The following is a 19,772-nucleotide window of genomic DNA, read 5'->3' as shown; positions in this document are numbered from 1 at the left end:
GCGCGCCGGGCCCTTTCTCGCGGGAGCGGGGCGCCGGCCGCGTACGGCTCGATGCGGCCGTGGGCTACGAGCTGCGCGGGTCGTCGTGACGATGAGCTCGCGAGCGCGCATGTCTGCGAGGACATGTCGCATCGGCCATGTCCACGCCGCCGCCCCCGGCGCTGCTGCGGCGAACCGCCCGCGCCGCGATGGTGGGACGGCGAGCCCATGACGCAAGCGCGACCACCCGCAAGGTGGCGCACGAGCGCCACGAGGCGCTCGTTCGGCCCGCTGCGGGCACGGGCCTGTCTCAAACGACATGTCTCTCCAGCCAGGTATGGCGTCGCCCGGGTTGACCGGGGCGCGATCTGACCGCCGGTCACCACTGTTTCTCGTGTTCCATGCCGCGCCGCGCGCACATGGCGCAACCCGCCCATCGACTGCAAAGCGGCTTGACGCTCCATATGTTCGTTGCTACTTACCGTTCGTGCCCACTTACCAAGCCAATCCCTGGGACGCGCTGGGCGACCCGAGTCGGCGGGTGATCTTCGAGCACCTGGCGGACCGGCCCCACTCGGTGGGCGAGCTGGCCGACAAGCTGCCGATCAGTCGCCCGGCGGTCTCGCAGCACCTGCGCGTCCTGAAGGAGGCCGGGCTCGTGGTGTACCGCGCCGAGGGCACGCGGCGCGTCTACACGATCCACACGGCGGGCATCGCCCGCCTGCGTGCCGACCTCGACCGCTTTTGGACGCTCGCGTTGTCGGCGTTCAAACAGGCGGCCGAGGCCGACGAGCCCGTGAACGACGACGACGACAAGGAAGCGCCATGAACCAACCGATCCCCGTCCCCACCACCGAAGGCAAGAGCCTGCTCGTCTCCAAGTCCATCCACGTCGCCACCACGCCCGAGCGGGCGTTCCGCGTGTTCACCGAGCAGCTCGGCACCTGGTGGCCGCTCGTCAGCCACCACATCGGCCAGGTCGCGCCCGCCACCGCGGTGATCGAGCCGTTCGCCGGCGGCCGCTGGTTCGAGCGCGGCGTCGACGGCAGCGAGTGTCTCTGGGGACATGTGCGGGTGTGGCAGCCGCCCGGCCGGCTGGTCCTGTCGTGGGAGCTCAACTGCCAGTGGCAGTACGAGCCCGGCCAGGACACCGAGGTCGAGGTCCGCTTCATTCGCGAGGGGGACGGCACCCGCGTCGAGCTCGAGCACCGCCTGCTCGAGCGCTACGGCGACAAGGCCGAGCACATGGCCGGCGTCCTCGGCGGCGAAGGCGGCTGGGGCAGCATCCTCGCGTCGTTCGGGCGCACGGCCGAAGCCGCGGCGTGATCCGTCCCGCCCGCGAGGAGCGACCCCCACCGCTCCTCACGGCCCGCCGCGCTCGCGTCGAGGTATGTCGCGGCCGATCGGGTCGCTCGGTCCACGCGTGCACGACAGGCAGTCGCTGTCGAGCTCGCGTCGGTCGGGCGATCGGCCTCGCACGTCGCCGCACGACAGGCCCCGCTCGCGAGCGACGCGCCCCGCACGGGCGCGTCGGCGGGCGCCCTTGCCCTCACTTGCTGAACGTGCGCGAGTACAGCTCGTTGCCGTTCTTGTCGAAGATGACGCCGGTGAAGCTGTTGTCGTTGAGCTCGACCCAGGTGAAGCCTTCCATCTCGGGCACCTGGAAGTGCTGCGGGTTGTTGCCCGGCAGGCCGTTGGCCTTGCTGCCCGCGCCGGCGACGATGAACTCGGTGCCGCACTGGGCCTGCAGCCACTGCATCGTGTGGTCGTGGCCGCAGATATAGACGTCGATCTTGCCGCAGACCGACTCCTCCATGAACTCCTTGACGTTCTCGCCGGCGACGAACGGCAGCGGGATGCCCTCGAGGTCCTCGTAGTCGCCGGCGTTGCCGTGCTCGCCGTTGGACAGGTAGGGGTGGTGGCCGAAGGCGATCTTCCACGTCGCGGTGCTGGCGGCCAGGGTTTGGTCGAGCCAGGCCTGCTGGTCGTCGGAGCTGCCGTTGAACGGGTCGGTCATCACCTGGTTGGTGTCGAGGCCCCAGAACTCCGCGTGGGCCTGCTTCCACGAGTAGTACTTGTCGGGCATGCGCCACAGCTCGCTGTGCTGCGTGTACTCGACCTGGTAGTCCGACTTGCTGGTGTCGAAGTCGACGCCGATGCCGTTGCCGCCGTAGTCGTGGTTGCCGAGCACCGCGTAGATCGGGAACGTGATGCCCATGTACGGCAGCTCGAACTTCTCCTGCCACTGCGGGTCGTCGACGCCGTCGACGCCGCTGTCATAGAAGTTGTCGCCGGTCAGCATCGCCCAGTCGCAGCCGCGCTGCTCACACACCGCGATGATCGCGTCGGCGACCTGATACTGGTCCTCGTTGCCCTCGCCGACGTCGCCGAGCACCACGAAGCGGACCACGTTGTTGACGCCGCCGGTGGTCTCGTCGCCGGTGGTGGAGGACGCGGTCGCGTTCGTCGTCGTCGTCGTGTCGGGGCTGGTGGTCGCCGTCGCGGTCGTGGTCGTCGAGGTCGTCGAAGTCGGCGGCGTGGTCGTCGGGCCCGCGGTCGGGTCGGGCTCGCTGGTCGTAGTGGTCTGGCCGCCGGACTGGGTGCCGTCGCTCGAGCCGGTCGGGTCCGGATTCGAGGTCGGCCCCGGGCTCTGCGTCGCCCCGCTCGTGTCGGTCGTCTGCGCCGTGGTGTCGACGTTCTGGGTGCCCGCGCCCGTGCCCCCGTCGTCGCTGCAACCACCGGCGAGCACCGCCGCGAGCACCGTCCCATGCGCAATTCGGCTGACCATCTTCATGTCCATCGTCCCCTCAGGCCGCGGCAATATACACGAGCGGCCCTCGCTCGCGCGTCCGGAAGGCCCCGCGCGGGCACACCCTTCTTCGATGGTCGACGCACGTGCGCAAGCTCGCGGGTCGCCTGCAGCGTCACGACTGGGGGCTCGCCGCGACGCCGGTCGCCCGTCCGCAAGCTCGCCGAAGGCCGCCCGAGGGACCACACACCGTGGACCCGAGGACGCGGAGCCGGCGTGGGTCGACGTCGTCGCAGGCTCGCGAATCACGAGCGTCGCGACGCTTGTGTCGACTCGCCGGCTCTCGCTCGGCGCACCCGCGCGGCCGGAGCCGCGGCGCACGCGTTCCCGCCGCGAGACCTGGGCCTCGCGACTGGCCCGCCTGCGCGCCGTCTCCCGCAGCGACCCGCCGCCGCTCGCCTCACGCTCGGCGCAGATCGGCGCCCCTCGCCCGCGCGGTCGGCCGCGACCGCCCGAAGCCCCGCCCTGACCGCCGCGTCGGCGCGAACCGTCGCTCGCTGCGCCGCGCGTACCCATCGGCTCGCCGCTCTCGCGCGCATCCTGACCGTCAGGCAGCCGTTGCGAGCCCGACGGCGCGAGCTCGCCTGCCGGTTTCGGCGCGACCTCCGGCGCGATCGGCCGCCCGGGCCCGCAAGGCCCGTCCTCGCGCTGTTGCGCCCGAAGCGCGACCCCGATCGGAGATTCGTGCTACTCGCGAACCATGTCGCCTGCTGCCGTCTCCTCGAGCGTCCCGCGCGGTTTCCAGCTGGCCGTCCGCGGCCTGCAGCTCGCCCTCGCCAGCGCCGAGGTCCGCCGCGCCTACGCGCGCCTGGCGGTGGTCCTGGTCGTCCTCGCGGTCCTGCTGACGGCGGCGCTCGGCGGCCTGTTGTGGTGGATGGTACCTGTCGATGGGGACATGTCCTGGACGACATGGCTCGGAAGATGGGCGCTGCGGATCGGCGGCGGCCTGCTGGCGCTGGTCGCCGCGCCGATGCTGGCCTACTTCACCGTCAGCATCGGCTTCCCGATCCTGGCCGACGGCGTGTTCATGGCGGGCCTGCGGGCGACCGACCCGGCGCTGGCGGCCCGGCTGGAGCGGCCGGCGGAGCTCGGGTTCGTGAAGGCGACTCTCGGCAGCATCCGCCGCGCCCTGTACTTCCTCGGCGTCACGCTGGCCCTGTTCGCCCTCACGCTGGTGCCGTTCGTCGGGCCGGTGCTCGGGCCGCCGCTGCAGCTGTGGTACGCCGCCCGGACCTTCACCTGGGAGCTGCTCGACCCGTACTTCGAGCGGGTCGGCAGCGACTACTCGCATCAGCGGACCGTCGTGCGGGCGCACCGCGCGACCCTCGCCGGCTTCGGGTTGCCGTGGGTCGCGGTCATGGCGCTCCCGTTCGTGGGCCCTCTGCTCTTTGGTCTCGCGCAGGCGGCGGTCGCCACGGTCGTCGCCGACGAGCTCGAGGCGAGAGCAGCGCGCTGATCCTGTCCGCGGGGACAATCGGACGCCTGTCCGGGCGACCGTCCGAAACCTGTCCCAAAGGCCAGGTCGTCGGCGGGCCTCACGGAAGGCCCGGGGTCCGCGATCGGGACAGCGCTCGAACCGCGTTCGTCAGGCCCCTGAGGGGCGTGGACGCGCCCCCCCAGGCTGACCGCTGTCACGTGGCCTTCCAGCCCTGTGCATACGACGTGGGATAAACACCGCTATGTCGGCGCGGAGGGCGTCCTAGCGGCCCGTTCTCGGCAAATTGACGCTCCCCCCGGCTTGGCAAGGTTCTTGCTGTTCGAGACATGCCCCCCCTGGAGCCGCCATGTCCGCGAAGACCGAAGTTCCCTGGGTTTACCTGTGCCTCAAGGTGCAGTACGCCTTTCCGCAGGTTGGTGCCCGCCTGGCTCTGGGGCTCGCCCATACCTGGCCCGCCAACGACAGCGCAGAAGCGCCGACTCCCGCCGTGCCGGGCAAGCTCGGCGCCCGTCGTGACACCGCCTAGACCGCTGTTCTCCTGCCCTGGCGGCCGCCACCTGTCGCCGCCAGGCCTCACATCCCGTCCCGTCTCCGCGTGCGAGCCCTGCGTTGGGGGCCGCTCGTGGGACCGTGACAGCCCGGCCTGAAGCCCGGACCACCGTCCGCCTCGGGCTGTCACCTCCACTGCAGAGGCTGCCGCCTCTCCGTCCGCCGGCCGATCTCCATGTGGGCTGGCCCCGCCCGTCAGACCGGCCCGGGCGGCTCGTAGAGTCCTCCCGCCCGCGACCGCGCGGGGGGAGGAACCCATGGAGTACCGCAATCTCGGGCGCAGCGGCCTGTCGGTATCGACGCTGTGCCTCGGCACGATGACGTTCGGCGAGGCCGACGAGAACTCGTTCATGCACAAGGTCGGGTGCGACGAGGCGACCTCGTTCCGCATCATGAACCTGGCCCTCGAGGCAGGTGTCAACTTCTGGGACACCGCCGACGTGTACGGCCAGGACGGCCTCAGCGAGCGGGTGATCGGCAATTGGTTCGCCGAGACGAAGCGCCGCGACGAGGTCGTGCTGGCGACCAAGTTCCGCTTCCGCATGAGCAAGGGCGCCAACGGCACCGGCGCCTCGCGGCGGCGGATCGTCCGCTGCGTCGACGACTCGCTGCGCCGGCTGCAGACCGACCGCATCGATCTCTACCAGATCCACATGCAGGACAGCGACACGCCGGAGGAGGAGACCCTGCGCGCGCTGGACGACCTGGTCCGCGCCGGCAAGGTGCTCTACATCGGCTGCAGCAACTACGCCGCGTACCGCCTGGTCGAGAGCATCTACACCAGCGAGGCGAAGCACCTCGAGCGGTTCGTCAGCCTGCAGGCGCAGTACAGCCTGGTCGTCCGCGACCTCGAGCTCGAGCTGGTGCCGGCTTGCGTACGCCACGGGCTCGGGATCTTGCCGTGGTCGCCGCTGGCCGGCGGGTTTTTGTCCGGCAAGATCGAGCGCGGCGCGCCGCCGCCGCCCGGGACCCGCCTCGAGAAGTGGAAGGAGCGGTTCGCCGCCTTCGACACCGACCGCAACTGGCGCACGCTCGCCGCGGTGAAGGCCGTCGCCGGCGAGCTCGGCGCCACGCCGTCGCAGGTCGCGCTCGCGTGGCTGCTGCACAAGCCGGGCGTCACCTCGTGCATCTTCGGCGCCCGCTCCGAGGACCAGCTGCGCGACAACCTCAAGGCCGCCGAGCTCAAGCTGTCGGCCGAGCAGCTGCGCGGCCTCGACGAGGCCTCGGCCAGCCCGCTGCCCTACCCCTACTCGATGATCCGCAACATCCAGGGCCGCTGGTAGCGACGGGCGCGCCGCCCGCTCGCGACGCGCTCGCAAAAAAGGACAGGTCCCCGAGGACCTGTCCTTTCTAACATGTTTGAGAGGACCGACTCAGTGCAGCCACTCGTGGCGGCGCGCCCGCTCTTGCAGCGCCTGGACCGAGTCGTTGGTGTAGTCACCGATGATCTCGCGGACCACGGACTTCTGCAGCGAGCCCCTGGCGACCTCGCGCAGGCGGCCGACGAAGTCGGCCGGGGCGGCGATGACCAGGCGGCCGAACTGGCGCTGGTGCTGGGCCTGCGTCAGCCGCTCGACGATCTGGCGCACGAACTTCGAGTCCTGCTCCTCGGCCGCGCCGCGGGTCTCGCTGACCAGGTCGCGCCGGCCCGACGCGCTGCTCTGGCCGCCGCGCCGCTCGTACCGCGGGCGTTCCGGACTCTCGAGCGTCTCGATCGGGGTCAGCGTGGGCTTCATGCGTGAACCGTGGACCTCGAAGAGCAGGGCCTGACTGCGATCCGCGACGACGAACCAGGTCGATTCCATTCCGGTACCTCCTCATTTTCGATGCTGGGGCAGGCCGCGGGGCCTTACAAGCCGGATCGGGCCGCCCGGCCGCGTGAACAACCGCGGGGCCCCGGTCGCCCATTCCCGCCCGGCGATCCCCCCGGCGGGGCCCGTGGACCCGGCGCGCGGGCGGCAAAACTCCGTGACTACGCGTGAATTTCCCGCCCGCGGGCCTTGGCGCGCTTCGTGAGGCGGCGCATCTGCGTCGACGGCTTCGCGGACCGCCGCTGCGGGCCCCTGCGAAGGCGCTGGAGGGCCGGGCACCGCCGGGGCGCGGGGGGCGCCGCCGGGGCCTGCAGCGGCCGGCAAAAGCGCGTAGCCGCGTCGGACCGCCCGCGCTATCCTCCCGCCCCTCACGGCGTATGGCGAGCGAGCAGAAGACGGGGATCAACATCGAAGACGAGATGCGTAGCTCCTTCTTGGACTACGCCATGAGCGTCATCATCTCGCGCGCGCTGCCGGACGTACGCGACGGCCTCAAGCCGGTCCACCGCCGGGTGCTGTACGCGATGGACCAGCTGCGCAACACCCACGCGCAGCCCTACAAGAAGTCGGCGCGCGTCGTCGGCGACGTCATCGGCAAGTACCACCCGCACGGCGACGCCTCGGTGTACGACGCGCTGGTCCGCCTGGCCCAGGACTTCGCCATGCGGTACCCGCTGGTCGACGGCCAGGGCAACTTCGGCTCCATCGACGGCGACGCCCCGGCGGCCATGCGTTACACCGAGGTCCGCATGAAGCGGCTCACCTCGGAGCTGCTGGCCGACCTCGACAAGGACACCGTCGACTGGACGCCGAACTACGACGACAAGGAGCTCGAGCCGAGCGTCCTGCCGACGAAGATCCCGAACCTCCTCCTCAACGGCGCGGTCGGCATCGCCGTCGGCATGGCGACCAACATCCCGCCGCACAACCTGCGCGAGATCGTGGACGCCTGCATCGCTCTGGTCGACGACCCCAAGCTGCCGGCCAACCGGCTGCTGCAGATCGTCTCCGGCCCGGACTTCCCGACCGGCGGTCAGATCATCGGCCGCGCCGGCATCCGCCAGGCCTATGCGACCGGCCGCGGCAGCCTCACCTTGCGGGCCAAGTGTACGATCGAGGAGGACGAGAAGGGCCGCGAGGCGATCATCGTCCACGAGATCCCCTACCAGGTCAACAAGGTCCGGCTGATCAGCCACATCGCCGAGCTGGTGCGCGAGAAGAAGCTCGAGGGCATCAGCGACCTGCAGGACTACTCCGACCGCACGGGCATGCGGATCTGGATTCAGGTCAAGCGTGACGCCTCGGCCCAGGTCGTCCTCAACTCGCTCTACAAGTCGAGCGACCTGCAGGTCAGCTTCGGCGTCAACATGATCGCGATCGCCGGCGGGCGCCCGCAGGTGCTGAGCCTGCAGGAGTGCCTGCAGCACTTCATCGACCACCGCCGCGTCGTCGTCACCCGCCGCTCGCGCTACGAGCTGCGCAAGGCGCTCGAGCGGCGCGAGATCGTCGAGGGCATCGGCGTCGCCATCGACGCGATCGACCGCATCATCGCCATCATCCGCGCCGCGCCCGACCCGGACGCCGCGCGCGTGGCCCTGTGCGCCGAGCCGCTGCACGGCTTCTCCGGCTTCCTGGCCCGCTGCGGCCGGCCCGAGGCCGAGGTCGAGGCGGCGAAGGGCAAGCCGTACCACCTCAGGCCCAACCAGGCCAAGGCGATCCTCGACATGCGCCTGCAGCGGCTCACCGGCCTCGAGCGCGAGAAGGTCGAGGCCGAGTACAAGGAGCTGTGCGCGACGATCGCGTACCTCGAGAGCATCCTCGCCTCCGACGCGATGTTGATGCAGGTGATCCGCGGCGAGCTGGTCGGGATCCGCGACGAGTACGGCGACGACCGCCGCACGGAGATCGTCGACGACGAGTCGGAGATCGAGCCGATCGACCTGGTCGCCGACGAGCCGATGATCGTCATGCTGACGAACAACGGCTACATCAAGCGCCTGCCGGTCGGCGAGTACCGGGTGCAGGGCCGCGGCGGCACCGGCGTCAAGGGCGGCGTCGGCCGCGACGCGACCGACTTCGTGGTCGAGCTGTTCGAGGCCAGCACCCACGCCCACGTGCTGATGTTCACCAACACCGGCCGGGTGTTCCGCACCCGCGTGTTCGAGCTGCCGGCCGGCCGCCGCGACCACGCCGGCAAGGCGCTGGTCAACTTCCTCGACCTGCGCGACGGCGAGCGCGTGCTCGGCATGGTCCCGTACCGCGACGAGGACCTCGAGGGCGGCCACTACTACGTGGTGATGTGCTCGCAGCAGGGCTACATCAAGCGCACCGCGCTCGACGAATTCGCCAACATCCGCTCGACCGGCATCATCGCCGTCACCATCGAGGACGGCGACCAGCTGATCGACGCGCGCCTGACCAACGGCAAGCAGCAGATCATGCTGACCTCGGCCCAGGGCATGGCGATCCGCTTCACCGAGGACGACGTGCGCCCGATGGGCCGCACCGCCCGCGGCGTGCGCGGCCAGGACCTGCGCGAGGGCGACGCCGTCGTCAGCATGACCGTGCTCGAGCCCGAGAGCGAGGGCTCGATCCTCACCATGTGCGCCAAGGGTTACGGCAAGCGCACCGCCGCCTCGGACTACAAGGTCCAGAACCGTGCCGGCCTCGGCATCATCACGATCAAGGTCACCGAGCGCAACGGCCCGGTGGTCGCCGCCCTCCGCGTCGACGCCGACGACCACGTCATGGTCGTCACCAGCCGCGGCAAGGTCATCCGCACCACCGCCGCCTCGATCAGCGAGATCGGCCGCAACACCCAGGGCGTCCGCATCATCCGCATCGGCGAGGACGAGCGCGTGGTCGCGGTCGAGCGCATCGTCGACCGCGAGGAGGAGGCCGGCGAAGAGGTCGGCGAGGCCGCCGAGGCTTCCGCCGGCGACGAGCCGGCCGGCGACGAGGGCGGCGAGGAGTAACCTGCCCCTACGGACATGTTCCGAGGCACCTGGTCTGAAGGACAGCGATGAGCACCACGCCCGAGTTCTGGACCCAGATCCCCGGCGACGGCCGGGCCGGCGCCAACAGCCGCGCGCTCTTCAACGCCGCCCAGTTCGTCATCCCCGGCGGCGTCAACAGCCCGGTGCGCGCGTTCAAGGCGGTCGGCGGCGACCCGCCGTTCATCCGCGCCGCCCGCGGGCCCTACCTGCTGACGGAGGACGGCGTCACCCTGGTCGACTACGTCGGCACCTGGGGCCCGGCGATCCTCGGCCACGCCCACCCCGAGGTGGTCGACGCGGTCTGCCGCGCCGCCCGTGACGGCCTGTCCTTCGGGGCATGTACGGCCGGCGAGGTCGAGTTCGCCGAGCTGCTGTGCCGGCTGGTCCCGGCGCTCAAGGGCGGCATGGTCCGCCTGGTCTCGTCCGGCACCGAGGCGACCATGAGCGCGCTGCGCCTGGCCCGCGGCTTCACCGGCCGCAGCAAGATCGTCAAGGTCGACGGCGGCTACCACGGCCACGCCGACTTCCTGCTGGTCGCCGCCGGCTCGGGCGCCGCCACCCTCGGGATCCCCGGCTCTGAGGGCGTGCCCGCGGCCACCGTCGCCGACACCCTCACCGTCCCGTTCAACAGCGCCGCCGCGGTCGAGCAGGTGCTCGAGCAGCACCGCGGCCAGGTCGCCGCCGTCATCGTCGAGCCGGTCCCCGGCAACATGGGCTGCGTGCCCCCGCGGCCGGGCTACCTGCAGGAGCTGCGCGACCTCTGCACCCGCGAGGGCGTGGTCCTGGTGTTCGACGAGGTCATGACCGGCTTCCGCGTCGCCCTCGGCGGCGCCGGGCAGCGCTACGGCGTCATCCCCGACCTCGTCTGCCTCGGCAAGATCGTCGGCGGCGGCATGCCGGTCGGCGCCTACGGCGGCCGGCGCGACATCATGCAGCACGTCGCCCCGCTGGGCCCGGTCTACCAGGCCGGCACCCTCAGCGGGAACCCGGTCGCGGTCGCCGCGGGCCTGGCGACCCTGCAGATCCTCGCCCGCGACGACCCGTACGCCGCCCTCGAGGCGACCTCCGCCGCCCTGGCCGCCGGCCTGTCGGCCCGCGCCGCCAAGGCCGGCGTCCCGGTGGTGATGAACCGGGTCGGGGCGATGTTCACCGGCTTCTTCCGCGCCGGGGAGGTCCACGACTACGACGACGCCAAGGCCAGCGACCTCGGCGCGTTCGCCGAATTCCACCGCGAGATGCTGACCTGCGGCGTCTACCTGGCGCCGTCGCAATTCGAGGCCAGCTTTGTCTCGCTCGCCCACGACGCCGCGGCCATCGACCACACCCTCTCGGCCGCCGAGGCCGCCTTCGCCGCGGTCGCCCGTCGCTACGGCTAGCGGGAGGGATCTGCCATGACCGAGCGCCGCCGCAAGAGAGAGCCGCTGCTCAAGCAGGCGGGGTGGTTTCAGCTCGCCGAGGCCGGCTCGGTCGGCATCGAGATGGCGGTGGCGATCGCCATCGGGGCGTTCGGCGGCATGTACCTCGAGCGCCACGTCACGCACTGGGCCCCGTGGACCTCGTACATCGGCCTGGGCGTCGGCATCGGCGCCGCGGGGCTGGCGGTCGTCCGCACGGCCCGCAAGTTCAGCGCCCGCATCGAGGCCGAGGAGCGGGCCGCGGGGCAAAGTCACGAGTCGAATGACGATCCCGAGGTCCGGTAGTCGTGCGCGCCGACACCTGGGATCTCGTACGGCGTCGCGTGTATTTGTGGACGCTCACGCTCACCGCGATCGCGGCCGGTTCGGCGGCCGCGCTGGCGGGCGCGGAGCAGGCGTGGAGCGTGGTCGCGGGGGCTTTGATCGGCTTCGTCAACCTCGCCTCGCTCGCGCGGGCCGTGGTGCGTCTGGTGGCCGAGGTCCAGGCCGACCCGCAGCGCGGGGCCGGCGGGGGCGGCGGAGCCGGGCTTGCACTGGTGCGCTGGCCGGTCGCTGCTCTTGCGACCGTCGCCGTCCTTTGGTACATGCCCGGCCGACCTGAGGGGCTCGCAGCAGGGGTCCTGGCGGCGCTCGCCGCCTTCTGCCTGGCGGCTCTCCAGAGCCGCGCCGACCTCTCCCGCGACGATCCCGAACCGGACGCCTGAACATGGGTGATCACGACAGTTGGTACACGCTCCTGATGCCCGAGTTCTGGGCGCACTTGGAGTCCAGCGCCGCCGAGCATCTGGCCCGTGACAAGGCGTTTCTGATCTTCGGCGCCACGCACTTCACGCTGGTCCACGTCGCCGGGGCCGTCCTGGCGTTCGTGGTCCTGATCATCGCCGCGCTGCGCTACCGCGCCAGCTTGCAGGACAGCACGCGCGGCGTGGTCCCGCCGCGCAGCTTCGGCCTCGCCGCGATGGTCGACGGCTTCGTCGGCGCCGTCTACAACCTCTCGGTCGACGTCATGGGCGAGGAGGACGCCAAGCGGTTCCTCCCGCTGACCGGCACGCTGGCGCTGTTCATCTTCGTCTGCAACATCCAGGGCCTGATCCCCGGCATGTTGCCGCCGACCGACACGCTGAAGACCAACCTCGTCTTCGCGCTGATCGTCTTCCTCGTCTACAACGTCGCCGGCGTGGTGCGGAACGGCTTCGGCTACTTCGCCCACTTCCTCGGGCCGAAGATCGGCGGCTTCCCCTGGCTGTTCCCGCTGTTCCTGCCGATCGAGATCGTCAGCCACCTGGCCCGCCCGGTCTCGCTGTCCTTGCGCCTCACCGGCAACATCGTCGCCGACCACAAGGTCGTCGGCGTGGTCGCCCTGATGGTGCCGCTGCTGGTCCCGCTGCCGTTCCTCCTGCTGGGCACGGTCGTGGCGATCGTCCAGACCCTCGTCTTCACCCTGCTGACCATCATCTTCATCGGCCTCGCCGTCGAGCACGCCGAAGAGCACTGAGCCCCCTGTCCTCGCGGCCCTGGCCGTTCGGAGCTGTCCCATGCGCAACATCACCAAGATCGCCTCTTTCCTGTTCACCTTCCTCGTGCCCGCGATCGTCCTCGCCGCCCCGGCCGGCGCCGCCGAGACCTCCGGCTCCGAGCGCTCGATCTACGGCTTCGCCATGGCCCTCGCCATCGGCCTCGCCGCCCTCGGCGGCGGCATGGGCCAGGGCCGCGCCGTCGCGGCCGCCCTCGAGGGCATCTGCCGCAACCCCAACAGCGCCGGCAAGGTCCTCGTCCCGATGCTCCTCGGCCTCGCCTTCATCGAGTCGCTGGTCATCTTCGCGCTGATCATCGCCTTCACCCTCGGCGGCTACGTCGCCCCGACGATCGGCTGAGCCCGGCCGAGCCGCGCTCCGGCTCTTCGGCGCCCCACGAGCCCCTCGGACGGCCCCGTCCGCGGGGCTTCGTGCTTGGGTCGCGCCTGCCTTTCGGAGCATGTCCCCGAGGACCTGCTCCAAAAACTCTCGATCACTCCCATCGCGGCGCGAAGGCGCGGGACCCGGTGGCTCATGGCGCGACTCATTCCACCGCCGTGAAGCGCGAGGCAGTAGCGCCGGACCCCCTCACCGGACCGAGGCGCGCGAGGAACGAGCGCTCATCCTGCCGGTCAACTCGCGGCCGGCCCTTCCCCGGACCCCCCGCGAGGCGCAGTCGGCAATTCGGGGAGCATGCTCCCCGAGCTCGTCGGGCCCTTCGGGCGAGCTCAGTAAGGGCTGGCCGTCTCGCTCTTCTTGTCCGCCCCCGCCACCGACCGCTCGATGTACGCGATGATCGAGTCCGCGACATCGATCTCGGTCGTGCGCTCGATGCCCTCGAGCCCGGGCGACGAGTTCACCTCGAGCACCACCGGTCCGCGGCGGCTGCGGAGGATATCGACGCCCGCCACCTTCAAACCCAGGATGGCCGCCGCCCGCACCGCCGTCGACCGCTCTTTCGGCGTCAGCTTGATCTTCGTCGCCTTGCCTCCGCGATGCAGGTTCGAGCGGAACTCGCCCGGCGCCCCCTGGCGCTTCATCGCCGCCACCACGCGGTTGCCGACCACGAACGCGCGGATATCGGCGCCCTCGGCCTCCTTGACGAACTCCTGGACCAGGATGTTGACGTCGAGCCCGCGGAACGCCTCGATCACGCTGCGGGCCGCTGCCGGCGTATCGGCCAGGACCACGCCGATGCCCTGCGTGCCCTCGAGCATCTTCACCACCACCGGCGGCCCGCCGATCACCTCGAGCAGGCCCTCGATATCCTTGATCGAGTGGCCGAACCCCGTGACCGGCAGCCCGATGCCCTTGGCCGCCAGGATCTGCATCGACCGCAGCTTGTCGCGCGAGCGCGAGATCGCCTGCGAGCGGTTCGGCGTGAACACCCCCATCATCTCGAACTGGCGGACCACCGCCGTCCCGTAGAACGTGTTGGACGCCCCGATCCGGGGGATGATCGCGTCGACGTCGGTGAGGTCCTCGCCGTGATAGACCACGTGCGGTCGGCTCGACGTGATGTTCATGTAACAGCGCAGGTAGTCGACCACCTGCACCTCGTGCCCGCGCTGCTCCGCCGCCTCGCGCAGCCGGCTGGTGGAGTACAGCGACGCGTCACGCGACAAGATCGCGATCTTCACGACACCCTCCGCAGCTTGTGACCGCAGCAGTAGCTCCGCTGGGGGTCGACGAGGAAGCGCCCGCGCACCGCCTCGCGCCCCAGCAGCATGCGGAAGCCGAGCAGCGCCCGGTTCGACAGCGTGAGCTCGACCTCGAACTCGTGCATGCCGACCCTGACGGTCGTCTGCACGACCGGTCGCAGCTCGCTGTGGCCGCCGGACGTCCGGACCACGCGCTCGTCGACCAGCGTCGCCTCCGACACGACCTGCTCGCCGTCGTGGTTCTGGTGGGGGTGGACGCGGAAGCGGACCTTGGCGTTGGGCAGCTTCTCGACGCCGAACGCGTGCAGGGCCGAGGTGCGGGCGCCGGTGTCGACCTTGACCTTGAGCGCGCCGATCCCCAGGTCTGGCAACGCGACCCATTCGCGCCAACCGAGCACAACCAGGGCGTCGACCCCGAGCGTCGTCATCACCACCACTCTGTTCACCTCGTCGGCGCGTGCGCCTTGGCTAACGCTTGCCGAACTCGATGATACGGTCAAGCGCACGCCCCCCGGCGCGAGCGTGGCGCGCTCCGGGGGGCGTGCGACCTCACGCGTCGGTGAGGTAGTGAACGTGTCTGCTCACTCCGCGGCGAACTCGACATCTTCGCCGTGCGTGTCACACGGAGGGAGCACGTCGGGCTCGGCCGCGAGCGCGTCGGAGGCCGGGGCGGGGACCTCGCCGTCGTGCGTCGGGCGCGGCCGGATCGTCAGGCCCTCGCGGGCGCCGAGGCCCTCCGCGTGAGTGAACACGATTGGGTTGCGGAGCTCCTTCAGGCCCTCGGGGCGCTTGTGCGGGCGGTGGGTCACCAGCCGCTCGTCGGCGAGGTCGAGCTGCTCGAGCTCCGCGTCGAGCGCGTCGATCTCGTCGGCGGACATCACCTCGAGGTCCTCGACCGTCACGCCGAGCGCCTCGTAGTTGGCGGCATCGTCACAACCGGGCGCGACGACGGTCGCGGCGGCGAGGGCGGTGAGGGTGAGCGTGCGAATACGGGTGATGAACGACATGGCTATGGATCCTTGTGTGGTCCGCTGCTGGACCGGATGCCGCGCCCCTGTACAAGCCCCGCGCCGTCCTGCTTCTCCTTGAAATTATTCAATTATCGCCCGGAACGCCGATCCGAACCGCAACGACCGTCGCCAGCGACGGTCGCCCCCGCCGGCTACTCTGGTTGCCACACGCGTACAGCCGCCTCGGCGACGCCGCCGCGCACCTCGGGTCCGAACGCGAGCAGCTCGAACGCCGCCGCCGCGAGGCCGAGCCCGAGCGCCACCAGCACCCCGAGTCCGAGCGGCGCGGGCAGGCGCGAAAAGGGCGCCGTCAGCACGCGCAGGGCCGGGATCAACGCCCCCGCCGCCGCCAGGTAGTTGGCGAAGCCCATGCCGAAGGAGAACCCGAGGAACCACAGCAGGCGCTGCGTCGGCGGCCACTCTGCGGGCGCGCGCGGGTCGACCACCCCGAGCGACACCTCGAACCCCTGCAGCGCCACCAGCCCGAGGTAGGTGAGCGCCAGCGCGAACGTGTAGCGCACCGGCCGCGAGTCGATCGCCATCCACAGCGGCATCCGCCGCGTGTGCTCGCCGTAGTCGATGCGGCCCTCGATCGCGCCGGCGAGCAGCAGCAGCGGGAAGCAGGCCCACAGCATCGCCGCGTGGGCCTGGGCCGGGATCTGCCCGCCGAAGCCGTCGAACCGCGACAGCACCATCGCCGCGAACACCAGCGTGAACAGCCAGAACAGCGGCGCCACCGCCCCGGCCGTGAGGTCCTGCCTGCGGGCCATCGCTCACCCCGTGCGCCGGTTCATCGTCCGCCGCGTCGGGTAGGGCAACCCCGCCGCCGCGCGCAGCCCGGCGCAGATCTCGAGCGCGTCGCTCGGCCGCCACTTCATCGGGAAGCCCACGCACTGCGTCGGCTTGATCGCGTGGACCTCGCAGGTGTTCTCGGGCGTGAGGTACACGCACGAGCGCAGCGCGTCCCCCTGGTCGATCAGACAGGTCGCCCCGTCCTCGCGCCGCCAGGTGTAGCGGGCCAGATACGCCTCGACCGCCAGCCCCGCGTGCGCAGCCAGCCGGACGACGTCGTCGGGCGTCAGGGCCACGTCGCCGTCGCCGCGGCAGCAGTTGCCGCAGCGATGGCACTCGAACTCGGACACCTCGTAGGGCCACTCGGTTTCGGGGGGCGTCGCCATCCGGCCGCGACTATCGCCGCGCTCTCCGTCCGCGTCGAGCCCCCTCGGGCGTGGCATCATCCCCGCGTGTCGCCCCGCCTGCTCCTCGCCTGCGCCCTCCTCCCCGCCTGCGCCGCGAGCTCCGCGCCCCCGCCTGCGCCGGCGGCCGTCTGTCCGGTCCCCGAGCGGGACGCCCCCGTCGTGCGCGCGAGTGACATGTCCCCAGAGACAGCCAGCGCCGAGGCCCTCCTGCTGCGCGACGCCCGGCTCATCGACGGCAGCGGCGGCGCGCCGCAGGACGGCGTCGACGTCCTCGTCCGCGGCGGACGGATCGCCGAGATCGGCAAGAACCTCGCCGCCCCCGCCGGCGCTGCCGTCATCGACCTCGGCGGCCGCACCCTCCTGCCCGGCCTCATCGACGCCCATACCCATTTGCTCAGCGAGATGGCCCCGTCGCACGCCGAGGGCGTCATGCGCGAGGTCCAGGAGAGCGACGCCGACCTCGCCTTGCGCGGCGTCGCCCACGCGCGCGCGACCTTGCTGGCCGGCTTCACCACCGTGCGCGACGTCGGCGGCACCTTCGCCATCCGCAGCTTGCGCGACGCCATCCACGCCGGTCGCGTCAGCGGCCCGCGGATCGTCGCCGCCAACCACGCGATCGGCATCACCGGCGGCCACTGCGACGCCACCAACGGCCTGCGCCCCGACGTCTTCGGCGGCCCGCCCGACTTCCGCGCCGGCATCGCCGACGGCCCCGACGAGGTGCGCAAGGCCGTGCGCCATCAGATCAAGCTCGGCGCCGACGTGATCAAGGTCTGCGCCACCGGCGGCGTGCTCAGCTCGGGCGACGGCGCCGGCGACCCGCAGCTCACCCCGGCCGAGCTGGCCGCGATCGTCGACGAAGCGGCCCGCGCCGGGCGCAAGGTCGCCGCCCACGCCCACGGCACCGAGGGCATCAAGGATGCCGTGCGCGCCGGCGTCCACAGCATCGAGCACGGCAGCCTCCTCGACGCCGAGGCGATCGCGCTGATGAAGAAGAAGGGCACCTTCCTCGTGCCCACCGTCTACGTCGGTCGCGTCATCGAGCAGGCCGCCGACGGCGGCAAGCTCGCGGCCGACAGCGCCGCCAAGGCCAGGTTCATCGCCCCGCGCATGCGCGACAGCTTCGCCCGCGCCGCCAAGGCCGGCGTGAAGATCGCCTTCGGCACCGACGCCGGCGTCTTCCCTCACGGCGACAACGCCCGCGAGTTCTCCGTCATGGTCGACCTCGGCATGGCCCCCAAGGACGCCATCGTCGCGGCCACCAGGAGCGCCGCCGAGCTGCTCGGCCTGCGCGACCTCGGCCAGGTGAGGCCCGGCTTCATCGCCGACCTCGTGGTCGTCGACGGCGACCCGCTGGCCGACATCCGCGTGCTCGAGCGCCCCGCGCTGGTCGTGCAGGGCGGTCGTCCGGTGCGGCCGCCCGCCTGGTGATGTGCCAAACTTGCGCGCGCGTGTCCCCGCTCCCGCGCGACCTCAGCCTGCGGCTCGACGCGATCGGCAGCCCGCTGCCCGATCCCGCGCCGTTCCGCCACGCCGCCGTGCTCGCCCCGATCCTGGTCGAAGAGACACCCGGCGACGGCCCGCGGATCCTCCTCATCGAGCGCGCCGGCAACCTGCGCAACCACCCCGGCCAGCTCGCCTTCCCCGGCGGCAAGCCCGACCCCGACGACCCCGACCTCGTCGCCACCGCCCTGCGCGAGGCCTGGGAGGAGGTCGCCCTGCCGCCCGCGCGGGTCACCGTCCTGGGCCGCCTGAACCCCGTCCCGGTCCCCACCGGCTACGTCATCATCCCCTTCGTCGGCCTGGTCGACGGCCCCTTCGTCCCGACCCACGCCGAGGCCGAGGTCACCGCCGTGCTCATGCCGTCGCTGCGCCGCGTCGCCGACCCCGCCGTCTACCGCTTCGCCGGCGAGCGCGAGTGGCAGGGCCAGCGCTACGAGCTACACGAGTTCCAGATCCACGAGCCCCCGCTCTGGGGCGCCACGGCCCGCATCGTCTACGATCTTCTGCAACGGCTCGACCTCGCCCCCGCCCGCCCGCCAGAGGCGCCGTGAATCAACCTGTTCCCAAAGACAGCCCTCCAGGACCGGACGTCACCCCCGCGGGCGAGGCCACGCCGCGCGGCTCACCTGTCCCCGAGGACAGCGCCGCATCGACCCCAGCCCTCGCCGACGAGGCTCCGGTCCTCACCCCCGCGATCCTCGCCCGCCTCGCCGCCGTCGCCGAGGGCAACGGCCTTTTGAAACTCGGCGTCGTCCGCCTCGACCACCCCGGCTTCGCCCCGGCCCGGGCCGCGCTGGACGCCTACGTCGCCGCCGGCAAGGCGGGCGACATGGACTTCATCCCGCGCACCGTCGACCTGCGCAAGCACCCCGAGGGCATGCTCCCCGGCGCGCGCAGCTTGCTCGTCGCCGCCGTCCCCTACGGCGGCGAGCCGGGCCCGATCGCCCGCTACGCCCGCAGCCGCGACTACCACACCGTCGTCCACCAGCGCCTGATCGCCCTCGAGGCCGCTCTGCACGCCGAGCTGCCGGGCGTGCGCAGCCTGATCTGCGTCGACACCAAGCCCGTCCTCGAGCGCAGCGCCGCCGCCCTGGCCGGGCTCGGCTTTCTCGGCAAGCACGGCTGCCTGATCGTCCCCGGCCTCGGCAGCTACGTCCTGCTCGGCGAGCTCCTCTGCACCGCCACCTGGCCCGAAGGCCATCCCACCGCCGCCCCGACCAGCCCGCCGTGGGACGCCTGCGGCGCCTGCACCCGCTGCCTCGACGCCTGCCCGACGGCAGCCTTCGACGCCCCCGGCCAGCTCGACCCGCGGCGCTGCCTCAGCTACCTCACCATCGAGCACCGCGGGCATGTCCCGGAGGACATGTCCGAAAAGTTCGGCGAGCGCCTGGCCGGCTGCGACGTGTGCCAGGAGGTCTGCCCCTACAACGCCGGTCTCGGCCGCAACGCCCGGATCCCCGCCGTCGCCTGGCTCCCGCCCGCGCCCCGGCCGGCGCCCACCGTCACCGCCATGGCCGCGCTCGGCGGGGCCCAGTATCGCGGCTTCGTCCGCCACACTGCCCTGCGGCGGATCCCCCACCGCCTCATGCGGCGCAACGCCCTCCTCGCGCTCGGCAACCGCACCGGCGCGCCCGACCCCGGCGAGCGCCACGCCTTCGCCGCCGGCCTGCTCGAGCCCGACCCGCGGGTCCACGACGCCGCCCGGTGGGCCGCCGCCCGCCGCGGCCTCGACGAACAGGCCCTCGCCCCCGAGCTCGAGGAGCTCCGCCGTCTACGCGAAGCCGCGGCCGCTGCCGCCGAGGCCCGCGAGCGAGAAGACGACGACTGACAGGCCGCGGCCGCCCCCACACAGGAGCATCGGGCTCTGCTCGGACGATTGACGCCTCCA

The 19,772-nt window shown here is 71.8% G+C and carries 21 protein-coding genes; 14 read left to right on the top strand and 7 right to left on the bottom strand.

Annotated elements, in window-relative coordinates; all coding sequences use genetic code 11:
* Nucleotides 1-466 precede the first annotated feature (466 nt).
* Both NAEX_RS22345 and NAEX_RS22340 read left to right on the top strand, forming a co-directional pair.
* Complete coding sequence (locus tag NAEX_RS22345) at nt 467-808, top strand: ArsR/SmtB family transcription factor (protein WP_170135915.1); 342 nt, start codon at nt 467-469, stop codon at nt 806-808.
* Nucleotides 805-1,305: an SRPBCC family protein gene (locus NAEX_RS22340; RefSeq protein ID WP_096329501.1), complete on the top strand. Its 501-nt coding sequence runs from the start codon at nt 805-807 to the stop codon at nt 1,303-1,305. Before NAEX_RS22345 ends, NAEX_RS22340 begins: the two co-directional genes overlap by 4 nt.
* Nucleotides 1,306-1,528: 223 nt before the next feature.
* Here NAEX_RS22340 and NAEX_RS22335 read toward each other — a convergent pair whose 3' ends face one another.
* Complete coding sequence (locus NAEX_RS22335) at nt 1,529-2,773, bottom strand: metallophosphoesterase (protein ID WP_143825606.1); 1,245 nt, start codon at nt 2,771-2,773, stop codon at nt 1,529-1,531.
* A 715-nt stretch (nt 2,774-3,488) separates the two neighbouring features.
* Here NAEX_RS22335 and NAEX_RS22330 point away from each other — a divergent pair.
* From NAEX_RS22330 to NAEX_RS22325, 3 genes are all read left to right on the top strand, one after another.
* Nucleotides 3,489-4,244, top strand: coding sequence for an EI24 domain-containing protein (locus NAEX_RS22330; RefSeq protein WP_096329499.1), 756 nt, complete (start codon nt 3,489-3,491; stop codon nt 4,242-4,244).
* Nucleotides 4,245-4,572: 328 nt separating this feature from the next.
* Nucleotides 4,573-4,752 (top strand): hypothetical protein, encoded by a 180-nt coding sequence (locus tag NAEX_RS48105; protein WP_143140235.1) that lies wholly within the window; start codon nt 4,573-4,575, stop codon nt 4,750-4,752.
* 280 nt (nt 4,753-5,032) lie between these two features.
* Nucleotides 5,033-6,058 carry an aldo/keto reductase gene (locus NAEX_RS22325; RefSeq protein WP_096329498.1) on the top strand — a complete coding sequence of 342 codons (1,026 nt, stop codon included), beginning with the start codon at nt 5,033-5,035 and terminating at the stop codon, nt 6,056-6,058.
* Nucleotides 6,059-6,148: 90 nt separating this feature from the next.
* Here NAEX_RS22325 and NAEX_RS22320 read toward each other — a convergent pair whose 3' ends face one another.
* Nucleotides 6,149-6,580 (bottom strand): host attachment protein, encoded by a 432-nt coding sequence (locus NAEX_RS22320; protein WP_096329497.1) that lies wholly within the window; start codon nt 6,578-6,580, stop codon nt 6,149-6,151.
* Between the two features lie 383 nt (nt 6,581-6,963).
* Here NAEX_RS22320 and gyrA point away from each other — a divergent pair, with 383 nt between their 5' ends.
* The 6 genes from gyrA to NAEX_RS22290 are packed head-to-tail and all read left to right on the top strand — an operon-like array spanning nt 6,964 to nt 12,871.
* Nucleotides 6,964-9,561 (top strand): DNA gyrase subunit A, encoded by a 2,598-nt coding sequence (gene gyrA, locus NAEX_RS22315; RefSeq protein ID WP_096329496.1) that lies wholly within the window; start codon nt 6,964-6,966, stop codon nt 9,559-9,561.
* Nucleotides 9,562-9,608: 47 nt separating this feature from the next.
* A complete protein-coding gene (hemL, locus tag NAEX_RS22310; RefSeq protein WP_096329495.1) occupies nt 9,609-10,958 on the top strand; it encodes a glutamate-1-semialdehyde 2,1-aminomutase in 1,350 nt (449 codons plus the stop codon).
* Between the two features lie 15 nt (nt 10,959-10,973).
* Nucleotides 10,974-11,282, top strand: a complete 309-nt coding sequence (locus NAEX_RS22305; RefSeq protein ID WP_096329494.1) for an AtpZ/AtpI family protein — start codon at nt 10,974-10,976, stop codon at nt 11,280-11,282.
* Nucleotides 11,283-11,284: 2 nt separating this feature from the next.
* Complete coding sequence (locus NAEX_RS22300; RefSeq protein WP_096329493.1) at nt 11,285-11,701, top strand: ATP synthase subunit I; 417 nt, start codon at nt 11,285-11,287, stop codon at nt 11,699-11,701.
* A 2-nt stretch (nt 11,702-11,703) separates the two neighbouring features.
* Nucleotides 11,704-12,492, top strand: coding sequence for a F0F1 ATP synthase subunit A (gene atpB / locus NAEX_RS22295; RefSeq protein ID WP_096329492.1), 789 nt, complete (start codon nt 11,704-11,706; stop codon nt 12,490-12,492).
* A 40-nt stretch (nt 12,493-12,532) separates the two neighbouring features.
* Nucleotides 12,533-12,871 carry an ATP synthase F0 subunit C gene (locus tag NAEX_RS22290; protein WP_096329491.1) on the top strand — a complete coding sequence of 113 codons (339 nt, stop codon included), beginning with the start codon at nt 12,533-12,535 and terminating at the stop codon, nt 12,869-12,871.
* Between the two features lie 368 nt (nt 12,872-13,239).
* Here NAEX_RS22290 and rimK read toward each other — a convergent pair whose 3' ends face one another.
* The 5 genes from rimK to NAEX_RS22265 all read right to left on the bottom strand — a co-directional run bounded on the left by rimK (nt 13,240) and on the right by NAEX_RS22265 (nt 16,360).
* Nucleotides 13,240-14,151 (bottom strand): 30S ribosomal protein S6--L-glutamate ligase, encoded by a 912-nt coding sequence (gene rimK, locus NAEX_RS22285; RefSeq protein WP_096329490.1) that lies wholly within the window; start codon nt 14,149-14,151, stop codon nt 13,240-13,242.
* Nucleotides 14,148-14,600, bottom strand: coding sequence for an ATP-dependent zinc protease family protein (locus tag NAEX_RS22280; protein ID WP_177325869.1), 453 nt, complete (start codon nt 14,598-14,600; stop codon nt 14,148-14,150). Before NAEX_RS22280 ends, rimK begins: the two co-directional genes overlap by 4 nt.
* A gap of 153 nt (nt 14,601-14,753) precedes the next feature.
* The gene (locus NAEX_RS22275; RefSeq protein WP_096329489.1) at nt 14,754-15,179 is read right to left on the bottom strand and encodes a hypothetical protein; all 426 of its coding nucleotides are present in this window, start codon (nt 15,177-15,179) and stop codon (nt 14,754-14,756) included.
* A gap of 155 nt (nt 15,180-15,334) precedes the next feature.
* Nucleotides 15,335-15,952: a hypothetical protein gene (locus NAEX_RS22270; protein ID WP_096329488.1), complete on the bottom strand. Its 618-nt coding sequence runs from the start codon at nt 15,950-15,952 to the stop codon at nt 15,335-15,337.
* A gap of 3 nt (nt 15,953-15,955) precedes the next feature.
* A complete protein-coding gene (locus NAEX_RS22265) occupies nt 15,956-16,360 on the bottom strand; it encodes a YkgJ family cysteine cluster protein (RefSeq protein ID WP_211302452.1) in 405 nt (134 codons plus the stop codon).
* Nucleotides 16,361-16,426: 66 nt separating this feature from the next.
* Here NAEX_RS22265 and NAEX_RS22260 point away from each other — a divergent pair, with 66 nt between their 5' ends.
* From NAEX_RS22260 to queG, 3 genes are read left to right on the top strand one after another with little or no spacing between them, the layout of a single operon-like run.
* Nucleotides 16,427-17,812 carry a metal-dependent hydrolase family protein gene (locus tag NAEX_RS22260; protein ID WP_211302451.1) on the top strand — a complete coding sequence of 462 codons (1,386 nt, stop codon included), beginning with the start codon at nt 16,427-16,429 and terminating at the stop codon, nt 17,810-17,812.
* Between the two features lie 20 nt (nt 17,813-17,832).
* Nucleotides 17,833-18,435, top strand: coding sequence for an NUDIX hydrolase (locus tag NAEX_RS22255; protein WP_170135913.1), 603 nt, complete (start codon nt 17,833-17,835; stop codon nt 18,433-18,435).
* A complete protein-coding gene (gene queG, locus NAEX_RS22250; RefSeq protein WP_170135912.1) occupies nt 18,432-19,712 on the top strand; it encodes a tRNA epoxyqueuosine(34) reductase QueG in 1,281 nt (426 codons plus the stop codon). Before NAEX_RS22255 ends, queG begins: the two co-directional genes overlap by 4 nt.
* The last annotated feature ends 60 nt before the right edge of the window (nt 19,713-19,772 follow it).

The sequence above is a fragment of the Nannocystis exedens genome (genome assembly GCF_002343915.1).
Lineage (GTDB): Bacteria > Myxococcota_A > Polyangia > Nannocystales > Nannocystaceae > Nannocystis > Nannocystis exedens.
This window is presented reverse-complemented; position numbering and strand designations above follow the sequence as displayed.